Origin of the sequence: Keratinibaculum paraultunense, assembly GCF_016767175.1 — a bacterium.
Taxonomy (GTDB): domain Bacteria; phylum Bacillota; class Clostridia; order Tissierellales; family Tepidimicrobiaceae; genus Keratinibaculum; species Keratinibaculum paraultunense.
On record NZ_CP068564.1, the window covers coordinates 101,391 to 113,378 of the forward strand.

The window sequence follows — 11,988 nt, forward strand, 5'->3', positions numbered from 1 at the left end:
GGGTAGATTTATGGAGCAAATTGTCGAAAGGAAAGAAAAACCGGTGATGAGGATTTTCCTAGTAGTTTTAGCTGCTGCTTTATCTATAGATTTTATAATATTTTTTTTAAATAAAATTAATAAGACTTTACCGTATATCAGTACTTTGATTACAATAGCATTAGTAGTATTAAGTTGTAGCTATATTCTTATAAAATACTTTTCAAAATATTCCTATACACTAGAAGAAGAGTATTTAGTTTTTCATAGAATTATAGGGAGTAAAAGGTTTGAGATGCTAAGGGTACACTATTCAGATTTAATTGGAATACTTCCAAAGGGAAAAGTTAATAATTTAAAGAAACCTTCATATAAATTCATATTTGATAAAAATTCTGAGTTAATTTATGTAGGTAAATTTAAAGAGAATGAGAAGAGTATGACTTTTTTATTCAGTCCCAGCGAAGAAATATTAGTACATTTAAAAGAAAAAATGAAGAAAAGGAGTGAGAAACATGGGTAAGGTATTATCTGGTTATTTAATGCCACATCCTCCTATCATAATAGATGAGATTGGTGGAATAGAAGGAAGAAAGGCTATTAGGACTATTGAAGGGTGTGAAACCATAGCTAAGGATATAAGGGATAAACAACCTACCACCATTATAGTAGTAACTCCTCATGGACCACTGTTTTCAGATGCAATTTCCATATCTGTATCGGAAGAGTTATTCGGAGATTTTAGTAGATTTGGAAATAGAAATTTAAAATTTAATTTTAAAAATAATTTAGAATTAGTAAATGAAATAATTGAAGAATCTCATAAACAAGGTATTATGATAGCTAAAATTGATAAAAATTTTGCAATAAATTATAATATAGATGTAAATTTGGATCATGGGGCTTTAGTTCCTCTATATTTTGTAAGCAGAGAATATCAAGACTTTAAACTTATCCATATTACTTATAGCTTATTATCACCAATAGAGCTTTATAAATTTGGAAATATTGTAAAAGAAAAATCATTAGAATCAGAGGAAAATGTAGTATTAATAGCTAGTGGAGATTTATCCCATAAATTATCCTATTCTGGTCCCTATAGTTATTCTCCTTATGGGGTGCAATTTGATAAGAAAATAGTAGAAATTCTTAAAAAAGGAGATTTTAAATCCATAGTAACTTTTGATTTAGGATTAAGTGAAAGAGCTGGCGAATGTGGACTTCGCTCCCTTATGATATTAGCAGGTTTTTTAGATGGTTTTAAAATTAAACCAGAAGTACTATCCTATGAAGGACCTTTTGGGGTTGGATACTGTAATGCTATATTTCACGTTATGGGAGAAAATGAAAAAGATAATACATTTAAAGAGATATGTGCTTTAAAAGAAAATAAGATTCAAGAGATAAGAAATAAAGAAGATGAATTTGTTAGATTAGCACGAAATAGTTTAGAATATTACATTAAAACGGGTAGAATAATGGAAGTTCCTAAAGATTTAAGCCCAGAATTATTAAATCAAAGAAGAGGTGCTTTTGTTACTATAAAAAAAGATGGTGTTCTTAGGGGTTGTATAGGTACTATAGAGCCAACAAGAGCTAATTTAGCAGAGGAGATAATTCATAATGCGGTTAGTGCTGGGGTTAGAGATCCTCGTTTTGAACCTGTAAGGGAGGAAGAACTTCCTTATCTTATATATTCTGTAGATGTAATATATCCTCCAGAATCTGTTTCATCCATAGATGAATTGGATGCAGAAAAATATGGAGTAATTGTTTCTAAGGGATTTAGAAAAGGTGTATTATTACCTAATATAGAAGGAGTAGATACTCCTTCTGAACAAATAAAAATTGCCCTTAGAAAAGCAGGTATAGAAGAATATGAAAATTATAAACTAGAGCGATTTAGAGTAGAAAGGCATTTTTAAGGGGGAAATATTTATGAAATGTATGTACTATGAAAAGTTAGAGGACAATAAAATAAAATGTAATTTATGCCCTCATAATTGTATTATAAACGAAGGGAAAACGGGAATATGCAGAGTGAGGAAAAATGAAAAAGGAGAACTTATAAGTTTAAATTATGGAAAACACACCTCCTATGCCTATGATCCTATAGAGAAAAAGCCCCTTTATCACTTTTATCCAGGTAAAGACATATTTTCTATAGGAAGCTTTGGCTGCAATTTAAAATGTGATTTTTGCCAAAATTGGGAGATAGCTCATGGGGACTCTTTAACTATGGCAATAGAAGATGAGGACATACTATTATTAGCTCAATCCAAGGGTTCCATAGGCATAGCTTATACTTATAATGAGCCTACCATATCCTACGAATATATACTTCATATGTCAAAATTGGTAAAAGAATACGGATTAAAAAACGTACTAGTAACCAATGGATATATAAATGAAGAACCATTAAAAGAACTACTTCCATATATAGATGCTATGAATATAGACTTAAAATCTTTCAATGAGGAATTTTATAGAAAGTTTTGTAAGGGAAGTTTGGAACCAGTACTAAATACCATAAAAATAGCTGCTCAATATACCCATATAGAAATAACCAATTTAGTTATAGAAGGGCTGAATAGCTCAAAAGAAGAAATAAGGGAATTGAGCAAATGGATTGGAAGCATAGATAGAGAAATACCTTTACATTTGTCTAAATATTATCCATCGTATAAGATGAGACTTCCTGAAACCAGTTATGAGGTTTTATTAAGGTCTAAGGAGATTGCTAATGAGTATTTAGATTATGTATATGTAGGGAATGTATGGGGAATTGATAATAACACCTATTGCCCTAATTGCAATAATTGTCTTATCCATAGATATATGGGAGGGGAGATAATAGGTATAAATAATAATAAATGTTCTAAATGTGGCAGGCCTATAAATGTAATATATTAATTTTTAAGTTTAAACCCTGTAAAATGATTACAGGGTTTAAACTTTGGTATAATTATATCATGACTTAATAATGTAGGAAGGAGAAAAATTATGAATACTCCTATTTTAGATGCATTAAAAAAACTTAAAAAACAAAATAGCATTTCATTTCATACTCCAGGGCACAAAGGGAAAAATACATTAATAAATTGGGAAGACTATATTCCTTTTATAGATACTACAGAAATATGGGGAATGGACAATCTTCAGGACCCTAAAGGAATTATAAAGGAAAGTCAAGAATTAGCTGCTAAAGCTTTCGGTGCCAAATATACATTATATTCAATAAATGGAACTACAGGAGGCATATATATAGCCTTATCCACTATAACTAATCCAGGAGATAAAATTTTGATTCAAAGGAATTCTCATAAATCAGTATATAATGCTGCTTTATTAAATAGATTAGATATTGAATATATATATCCTAAATATAACGAAGCAAATCATATATTTACAGGAATAAATCCTGAAGATGTGGAAGCTAATTTAAAGAAATGTGAGGACATTAAAGTAGTAGTGATTACATATCCTAACTATTATGGTATTTGTTCTAATATTGAAAGAATAGCTGAAATAGTCCATAAGTATGATAAACTATTATTAGTAGATGAAGCTCATGGAAGCCATTTTGTATTTTCAAAAAAGCTTCCAATATCAGCATTAGAAGCAGGAGCAGATATAGTGGTGCAAAGTACTCACAAAACTCTAGTTAGTTTTACTCAAAGTTCTATGGTTCATGTAGGAACTGATCGGGTAGATATAGATAAACTAATGAATATGTCTTCCATTTATCAATCCACAAGTCCTTCTTATATATTGATGTTATCCTTAGAAATAGCTAGAGCATACATGGAAAGAGAAGGAATATATAAATTAGAAGAAGCTATATATTTAGCTCAAGATACTAGCAATAAACTTAAAGCTATAGAAGGAGTTAATGTATTTACAGAAGATGAGGAAGACACTACAATATATGATAAAGATCCAATGAAAATATTATTTAAATTAAATGGAATTACAGGTGCTGATTTAAGTAAAAGGTTAATGGAAATATATCATATATACCTAGAAATGTCTGACTATTACTATGCATTAGCTTTAACTACCCTTATGAATTCTAAGGATGATTTTAAGAGGTTAATAAAAGCTATGGAAGAACTAGCAGAAGAGAAGTATACTGAAATTCAACCTATAAATATAAATATGCCAAAGCCTAATATATTAGTGCCTATATATGAAGCTTTTTATAGTGATAAAAAAGCAGTAAACTTAAAAGAAAGTATAGGTAAAATATCTGCTTCTTACATTATTCCATATCCTCCAGGAATTCCGTTAATATGTCCAGGAGAGCAGATTACAGAAGAAATATATTATTATATTTTACAATTAATGGACATTGGTATAGAAATAGTTGGATTTATAGGCTATAATAAAGAAAAGATATTAGTAATAGACTAGGAAAGGAATGACTTTGGATTGAAAGGAATATTTATAGCACTAGAAGGTCCTGATGGTTCTGGGAAAAGTACTATTATGAAATTGTTAAATGATTATTTTACTGAAAGAAATATAGATGTAATTGTAACCAGAGAACCAGGAGGAACAGAAATAGGAGAAGAAATTCGTCGTATAATATTGGACAATAGATATGATAATATGCTGCCTGAAACAGAAGCTTTACTATATGCAGCTTCTAGAGGACAACATGTTCATGAAAAAATCCTTCCAGCTTTAAATGAAGGCAAAATAGTTATTTGTGAAAGATTTATTCTTTCTTCTTTAGCTTATCAAGGAGTTGGAAGAAATTTAGGAATTAAAGAAGTTAAAATGATAAATGATTTTGCTATAAAAGGTATAAGACCTGACTTAACATTATTTTTCTCTGTAGATCCAGAAATTACTTTAAAAAGAAAAATTTATATAAAGGGAGGAGATAGATTAGAGAGAGAAGGCTATGAATTTCATAATAAAGTATATGAAGGATATATGAAATTATTAAAAATGAATCCTGCAAATGTTAAGATAATAGATGCAACAAAATCTATAGAAGAGGTATTTAAGCAGAGTATTTATTATATAGAGAATATTCTTAAAACAAAGGAGGCGGAGATATGAAGCTTATTATTGCTATAGTTCAAGATCAAGATGTTCCTAGTTTGGTAGATGATTTAACTGAAAATGATTTTAGAGTTACCAAACTAGCATCAACAGGAGGATTTTTAAAATCAGGTAATACAACTTTATTATTGGGAGTTGAAGAAGATCAAGTCGATGAGGTAATAAAAATTATAGAAACTAATTGTAAAACTAGAGAGATTACAACCTCTTTACTTACAGTATCCATGCCAGGAGACACTTATGTACCTTATCCTTTAGAGGTAAGGGTAGGAGGAGCTACTATATTTATATTAGATGTAGAACGGTTTGTAAAAATATAATTAGGGGGAATAAATATGAAACTTATTATCGCTGTGATTCAAGATGAATTTTCAAACAAAGTGGTTAAAGCATTGATGGATAACAAATATAGAGCTACTAAATTATCTTCAACAGGAGGATTTTTGAAATCAGGCAATACCACTCTTTTAATAGGCGTAAAAGATGATGAAGTAGACGAAATTATAGATATTATAGAAAAAGAATGTAAAAATAAAAAGGTGATGAAAGGTCATAAAGAAATAAATGTAGGTGGTGCCAATATATTTGTATTGAATATGGAAGATTTTAAGAAGTTATAATTGTGGAGGATATTTTGATGGATTTTAATGATATAATAGGTCATGAAGATACAATAGACAATTTAAAAAAAGCTATAGAAAAAGGACAAATATTTCATAGTTATTTATTTGAAGGGGAAGAGTCTATAGGCAAAAAAAAGGTTGCTCTGTCCTTTGCTAAGACTCTTCTCTGTAAATCAAGGGGAATTGAGCCTTGTAATATGTGTAATTCTTGCTTAAAATTTGATAATTTTAATCATCCAGATTTTATATTGATAGAGCCAGAAAATGGTATAATAGAAAAGAAAAAAATTGATAGATTATTGAGTAAAATAAATATTGCTCCTCTAGAAAGTAATAGAAAAATAATTATAATAGATGATAGTGATACTATGAGGATGGACACTCAAAATTCTCTGTTAAAGACTTTAGAAGAGCCCCCTCATTATATAAACATAATATTGATTACTTCCAATAGTAATAATATTATTCCTACTATACTATCTCGATGCCAGATAATAAATTTTTATCCTATAAATAAAAATAAAATAGAAAAATTATTAATATCTAAATATAAAAAAACTAAAGAAGAAGCTAATTTTATTGCACATTTTACTAATGGTTCTTTAGGAAAAGCTATAACCTATTCCGAATCTTTAGATTTTTTTAAATTGCGAGATGAAACTTTAGATATTGTTGACCATATTGTTAGAGGGGATAAATTTAATATATTCACTTCTATAGATTTTTTTAACATTCATAAGGATGATTATGAAGACATATTGGATATTTTATTATATTGGTTTAGGGACTTGATACTATATAAAAAAGTGGGTTCCTCAGAGCTTCTAATTAATCAGGATAAAATTAGTCTTTTATCCAAGCAATCCTTCTTAAAGGAAGAGAAAATTAATGATATAATATATACAGTCATAGAAACAAAAGAAAACATCAATAGACATGTAAATTATCAATTAGCCATAGAAACCATGCTTTTAAATATGCAGGAGGTATAATTTTATGACAACAGTAGTAGGTGTAAGATTTAAAAAAGCAGGTAAAATATATTATTTTGATCCTGATGGAATGGATATAGCGGAAGGGAACTCAGTAATAGTGGAAACAGCCAGAGGAGTAGAATTTGGGTATGTAGTAGTAGGTCCTAAGGAGGTATCAGAGGAGGAGATAGTCCCTCCTCTAAAAAAGGTTATTAGGGTGGCATCAAAAGAAGATCATGAAATTCATGAACGGAATAAGCAAAAAGCAGTAGACGCTTTTCATATATGTGAGAAAAAGATAGCAGAACACGGTTTAGATATGAGACTTATAGATGTGGAATATACTTTTGATAACAATAAGGTAATATTCTATTTTACGGCTGATGGAAGAGTGGATTTTAGAGAGTTAGTAAAGGATTTAGCAGCAATATTTAAAACTAGAATAGAATTAAGACAAATAGGTGTAAGAGATGAAGCAAAAATGATAGGAGGATTAGGACCTTGTGGAAGATTAACTTGCTGTTCCACTTTTTTAGGGGAATTTGATCCAGTTTCTATAAAGATGGCAAAAGATCAAAGTTTATCACTAAACCCTTCAAAAATATCTGGTCTTTGTGGTAGACTTATGTGTTGCTTAAAATATGAAAATGAAATGTACGAAAAATTATTAGAGAAGCTTCCCCCTATAGGGGCTATAGCCATAACTCCTAAAGGGAAAGGTATAATAGTAGAAACTCATACTTTATTGGAGATGGTAAAAGTAAAGGTAAAGCTAGAAGATGATACAGAAGATATATTTTGTTATAAATTATCTGATATTGAAATAACTGATGAAATAGATCCAGAGTATCAAAATAATCCAGAAGTATTAAATGAAGTAGATGTATTAGAAGGTGATGAAAAAGATTGTGAATAAATAATCTTTTTATAAAATTACCCTTTTATTATTTAGTACTTTTTGATAAAATAATAAGGTGTAAAGGACAAGCTATTCCTAGGGGGTGAAAATTTTGGCATATAAAATAACCGATGCATGTATTGCATGTGGCGCTTGTGAAGCTGAATGCCCAGTTGAAGCTATATCTGCAGGAGATGACAAATACGTTATAGATCCAGATAAATGTATTGACTGTGGTTCTTGTGCAGATGTATGTCCAGTTGATGCACCTCAACCAGAGTAATTCAGTTAAGTATTTATAGAAGACCCTTAATTAGGGTCTTTTTTATAAATTTGTAAATATATCAAATGGCAAAGGAGAATCAAAATGAGTAAAGGAATTCTTTATATTTGCCCAACTCCCATCGGTAATTTAGAAGATATAACTCTTAGAACTTTAAGAGTATTAAAAGAAGTGGACTTAATAGCAGCAGAAGATACTAGACATACTCTTAAGCTATTAAATTATTATAATATAAAAAAGCCCTTAACCTCTTATCATGAACACAATAAAATAGAAAAAGGTAAAATACTTATAGAAAAATTAAAAAAAGGAGTAAATATTGCATTAGTAACTGATGCAGGTATGCCGGGAATTTCTGATCCAGGAGAGGATATAATTCGTTTAGCAATAAAAAATCAAGTGAATATAGTAGCACTTCCTGGTGCTAGTGCACTTATAACTGGATTGGTGTTATCAGGGTTCTCCACAGATAAATTTGTATTTGAAGGTTTTCTCTCTTCAAAGAAAAAAGAGAGAAGAAAAGAATTAAAAAAATTAAAAGAAGAAGAAAGGACTATAATTTTATACGAAGCTCCTCATAGAATACTAGCTCTTTTAAAGGATATTAAAGATATTTTAGGTAATAGGAATTTAGCAATAGGGAGAGAGTTGACTAAAATACATGAAGAAGTATTTAGGGGGAATGTATTACAAGCTATACAAAAATTTGAAGAAGAAAAGCCTAGAGGAGAGTTTGTATTAATAATAGAAGGAGCACAAATACAGGAGGAAGATCTTTATAAAGACATAAGTATAAAGGAACACATAAAATTGTATATGGAAGAAGGGTCTTCCAAAAGGGATGCAGTAAAAAAAGTAGCAGATATTAGGGGGATATCTAAAAACTTAGTATACAAAGAGAGTATAGATATGTAATAAAAATACCCGCCAAAAGACGGGCATTAAAGTTGTTCCTTTAATTCTTCCAGACAAGCTGGGCAGATATTTTTACCTTTAAAGCTGACTACATCTTTAGCTTGACCACAGAAAATACATGCAGGAGCATATTTCTTAAGTATAATATGTTCTCCATCTACAAATATTTCCAATGCATCTTTAACATCAATATTTAAATTTCTTCTAAGCTCTATAGGTATAACAACTCTACCTAATTCATCTACTTTTCTTACTATTCCAGTTGATTTCATAAAAAATTCCCCCCTTAAAACTAATGTAAAAAAATCGACTTTATTCTACAATTAAAAGAATACCATAAATACCAAATAAAGTCAATAGAAAAGCAGTAAATTTTTGGAGGTGGAAAAATTGTATTCTATTAATAATAATTTAAAGGAGAAGATATTAGAACTAAATAGCATATTATCAGAAAAATATGGGAAAGTATTGTCCTTAGATGAGACATTTATCAGAGATTTTATAGAGGAAAATGTAGGATATATACAAAAGGTAGATAAACTTAGCAGAGAGGAATTAATGTATTATTATCAAAAAGGAGGCATATTAGGGGTTGATGGTTCTAGAAATAGAATAGGAGGAGCTTATCCTCATTTTGTGGAGATATATCAAGGTTTGGCAAAATCTACTTTGTACAAAGATAGACCTATATATAAAGCAGATTTCTATACCCCTTTGTATGATGAGAGAATAGAAAATCTAATGGAAGATTCTAGAGAGCAAGAAGAATCCATAAGAAATAGAAAATTATCTACCATAGAAATAGAAGCAGCTTTAGAAGGTATTAGACAATTAAATCCTTATGCAGTTATGATGGATGGTTCCCTTATTAGATATGATATAGAATCCTTCAGTCATTGGATTGAATTGAGAAAGGAATGTGAAAGAAGGGGAATAATATTAGTAGGAGTGATAAAAGACATTAAAACTTCCATTATAGGAGATCTACTTAAAGAAGATGAGGATTTAAATATAGATGAATGTTTTTATGACAGGGAACTTTTATATGGCATATTAGAATATGGAGAGATGATAACTATTCATGGAGAGGTTACAAAAAAAACTAAAGAAGGTTTTTCTTCATTATTTATGCGAAGTTCCAAGGCTCCAACTGTTATAGGTATGGATATATTAGATAGTCAAAAGAAACATTTAGAGGAAATGGCAAGATTGGTATTAACTTTAACTCCAGAGGATAGTAGAGGAGTTCCACTATGGATTGATATAGTGGATAGTGAGGTGAAAATAACCGATGATATGGTAAGAGGACTTATGGAGTCTTATTTAGATAGACAAATATTGGAGATGCTTTTTATATCTGAAAGAGATAAGAGAACACTATAGGAGGGATTTTAATGAAAGTTGTAGGAATTACTACACAACAAGAAGTTTACGTAGGATCTAAAGATAGAAACTTTAGAATAAATGAATTTTTGATAATATCTGATCCTTATCAAGGAGATTTAATAGGGGAAATAGTAGAGGCAAAAACTTACAATAAATATATTCCATTAAGTCTTCATGGAGAATTAGCAGATGGCTCTGTCATAGAATCTTTAAAAGCTTTAGGTTACAATATTGAAGAAGATACCATATACATAGGGAAGATTCGTTTACTAAACGAAGCATTATATCCAGTAGAAACAGGCTGCGATGTAAGAATACCAACTTTTGATGAAGTTAAAAACATAATGATAAATTCTTCTGCTGATGAGGGATTAGTGCTAGGAGTTATAAAAAATACAGATCAAATGGCTAAGGATATGGATGAAAAATTTAAAGATTTATTATACACTTTTGAAGATGGGAAATTAAAAGAACAAGAGGATATACCTTATATATACAACATAAGGTCTATGCATCAATACCCTCATATTGGAGTATTTGGAGGCTCAGGTTCAGGGAAATCCTTTGGACTTAGGGTAATATTAGAAGAACTGATGAAATTAAATATTCCTACAATAGTATTAGACCCTCATTTTGAGATGGATTTTAGCCAAAAAGGATCATATATTCCTGAAAATAAAAAAGTAGACTATACAGATAAATTTAAATGTTTACAAGTAGGATTTCATGTAGGGGTGCGTTTTGAAGATTTAACAGCTCAAGATTTAAAAAACTTATTAGATGCCTCTAGCCCTCTAACAGACGCTATGAATAATGTAGTAGATATATTATTTAAGAAAAATGATTCTTACAATAGCTTTTATAATAGACTAAAGATGTTAGTAGAAGCTCAAGAAGAAGGCTCATTAGATAGAATCAAATTAAGAATAGAAGAGGCTGAAAGCAATCTAGAGAGAGAAGGTTGGCAGAAGAGAAAAGAACTATTTTTAACTTATGATAAAACTTGCCCATATAACTCAGTAAGAGGAATAATATGGAGGCTTAGTAGATTAAATAATGAGGGAATATTTAGTAAGGATATTAGAGAAATTGAAGAAGGTTTACATATGGGTAAACTCATAGTAATTCAAGGGAATACTCGAATTTTACAGGTATTTAGCACATATCTTTTAAATAATTTATATCATAAACGGAGAGATTACAAAGATGCATTGTATAAAAAAACAACTGCTGAATACTTTCCTCCATTTATTGTAGTAACAGATGAAGCCCACAACTTTGCTCCAAAAGGATATGATTCTCCATCTAAATCTATATTAAAGGAAATATCACAAGAAGGAAGAAAGTATGGTACATTTTTAATACTTGCAACTCAAAGACCTACTTTATTAGATGAAACCATAACGGCTCAATTGAATACTAAATTTATATTTAGAACTGTAAGAGCATCAGATATCCAAACCATACAAGAAGAGACAGATATAACAATAGAAGAAGCTAGGAGATTACCTTATTTGAGGACAGGAGATGTATTTATATCAGAAGCCTTAATGGGAAGAACTATTTTTGCAAGGATTAGAGCAGCATATACTACTAGTCCTCATACAGAAAATCCTTTTGATGAATTAAAAAATAAATTTAAAGAAAAAGATGACAAATTTATAAAAATAATAAAAGATAAACTACCCATTAGTGGAGATGACTTCATAAATGTAATAAAAGAGATAGAAAACGACACAGGAATTACCTACAACATAGATGTTTTTGAAGAAAAATTAGAAGATATGGTGGATAAAGGAATACTTAAGAAAGAAAAGACACCTTTTTTCAACATATATAAAGAATAACTATCTTTTT

General features: G+C 29.7%; 14 protein-coding genes. 13 read left to right on the forward strand and 1 reads right to left on the reverse strand.

What is annotated here, in order from left to right:
- The first annotated feature begins 10 nt into the window (after window positions 1-10).
- The 11 genes from JL105_RS00580 to rsmI all read left to right on the forward strand — a co-directional run bounded on the left by JL105_RS00580 (window position 11) and on the right by rsmI (window position 8,745).
- Entirely contained in the window at window positions 11-502 is a 492-nt protein-coding gene (locus JL105_RS00580; protein ID WP_132027817.1) for a hypothetical protein, read from the forward strand.
- Window positions 495-1,904, forward strand: coding sequence for an AmmeMemoRadiSam system protein A (gene amrA / locus JL105_RS00585; protein ID WP_132027819.1), 1,410 nt, complete (start codon window positions 495-497; stop codon window positions 1,902-1,904). The genes JL105_RS00580 and amrA overlap by 8 nt, the downstream gene beginning before the upstream one ends.
- Window positions 1,905-1,917: 13 nt before the next feature.
- Window positions 1,918-2,892, forward strand: coding sequence for an AmmeMemoRadiSam system radical SAM enzyme (gene amrS, locus JL105_RS00590; protein ID WP_132027821.1), 975 nt, complete (start codon window positions 1,918-1,920; stop codon window positions 2,890-2,892).
- Window positions 2,893-2,982: 90 nt separating this feature from the next.
- On the forward strand, window positions 2,983-4,392 hold the full coding sequence (locus JL105_RS00595; protein ID WP_132027823.1) for an aminotransferase class I/II-fold pyridoxal phosphate-dependent enzyme: 1,410 nt from the start codon (window positions 2,983-2,985) through the stop codon (window positions 4,390-4,392).
- Between the two features lie 27 nt (window positions 4,393-4,419).
- Window positions 4,420-5,049 (forward strand): dTMP kinase, encoded by a 630-nt coding sequence (gene tmk, locus JL105_RS00600; RefSeq protein ID WP_132027928.1) that lies wholly within the window; start codon window positions 4,420-4,422, stop codon window positions 5,047-5,049.
- Window positions 5,046-5,372 carry a cyclic-di-AMP receptor gene (locus JL105_RS00605; protein ID WP_132027825.1) on the forward strand — a complete coding sequence of 109 codons (327 nt, stop codon included), beginning with the start codon at window positions 5,046-5,048 and terminating at the stop codon, window positions 5,370-5,372. Before tmk ends, JL105_RS00605 begins: the two co-directional genes overlap by 4 nt.
- A 15-nt stretch (window positions 5,373-5,387) precedes the next feature.
- Window positions 5,388-5,672, forward strand: a complete 285-nt coding sequence (locus tag JL105_RS00610; RefSeq protein ID WP_132027827.1) for a cyclic-di-AMP receptor — start codon at window positions 5,388-5,390, stop codon at window positions 5,670-5,672.
- A gap of 17 nt (window positions 5,673-5,689) precedes the next feature.
- Entirely contained in the window at window positions 5,690-6,667 is a 978-nt protein-coding gene (gene holB, locus JL105_RS00615; RefSeq protein WP_132027829.1) for a DNA polymerase III subunit delta', read from the forward strand.
- 4 nt (window positions 6,668-6,671) lie between these two features.
- Complete coding sequence (locus JL105_RS00620) at window positions 6,672-7,565, forward strand: PSP1 domain-containing protein (RefSeq protein WP_132027831.1); 894 nt, start codon at window positions 6,672-6,674, stop codon at window positions 7,563-7,565.
- Between the two features lie 94 nt (window positions 7,566-7,659).
- Window positions 7,660-7,830: a DUF362 domain-containing protein gene (locus JL105_RS00625; protein ID WP_132027833.1), complete on the forward strand. Its 171-nt coding sequence runs from the start codon at window positions 7,660-7,662 to the stop codon at window positions 7,828-7,830.
- Between the two features lie 84 nt (window positions 7,831-7,914).
- Window positions 7,915-8,745: a 16S rRNA (cytidine(1402)-2'-O)-methyltransferase gene (gene rsmI / locus JL105_RS00630; RefSeq protein WP_132027835.1), complete on the forward strand. Its 831-nt coding sequence runs from the start codon at window positions 7,915-7,917 to the stop codon at window positions 8,743-8,745.
- Window positions 8,746-8,771: 26 nt separating this feature from the next.
- Here rsmI and JL105_RS00635 read toward each other — a convergent pair whose 3' ends face one another.
- Window positions 8,772-9,017 carry an AbrB/MazE/SpoVT family DNA-binding domain-containing protein gene (locus JL105_RS00635; RefSeq protein WP_132027837.1) on the reverse strand — a complete coding sequence of 82 codons (246 nt, stop codon included), beginning with the start codon at window positions 9,015-9,017 and terminating at the stop codon, window positions 8,772-8,774.
- A 109-nt stretch (window positions 9,018-9,126) separates the two neighbouring features.
- Between JL105_RS00635 and JL105_RS00640 the strand changes: the two genes are divergently transcribed.
- Window positions 9,127-10,128, forward strand: a complete 1,002-nt coding sequence (locus JL105_RS00640) for a DNA double-strand break repair nuclease NurA (protein ID WP_237722322.1) — start codon at window positions 9,127-9,129, stop codon at window positions 10,126-10,128.
- 11 nt (window positions 10,129-10,139) lie between these two features.
- Window positions 10,140-11,978 carry an ATP-binding protein gene (locus JL105_RS00645; RefSeq protein ID WP_132027841.1) on the forward strand — a complete coding sequence of 613 codons (1,839 nt, stop codon included), beginning with the start codon at window positions 10,140-10,142 and terminating at the stop codon, window positions 11,976-11,978.
- The last annotated feature ends 10 nt before the right edge of the window (window positions 11,979-11,988 follow it).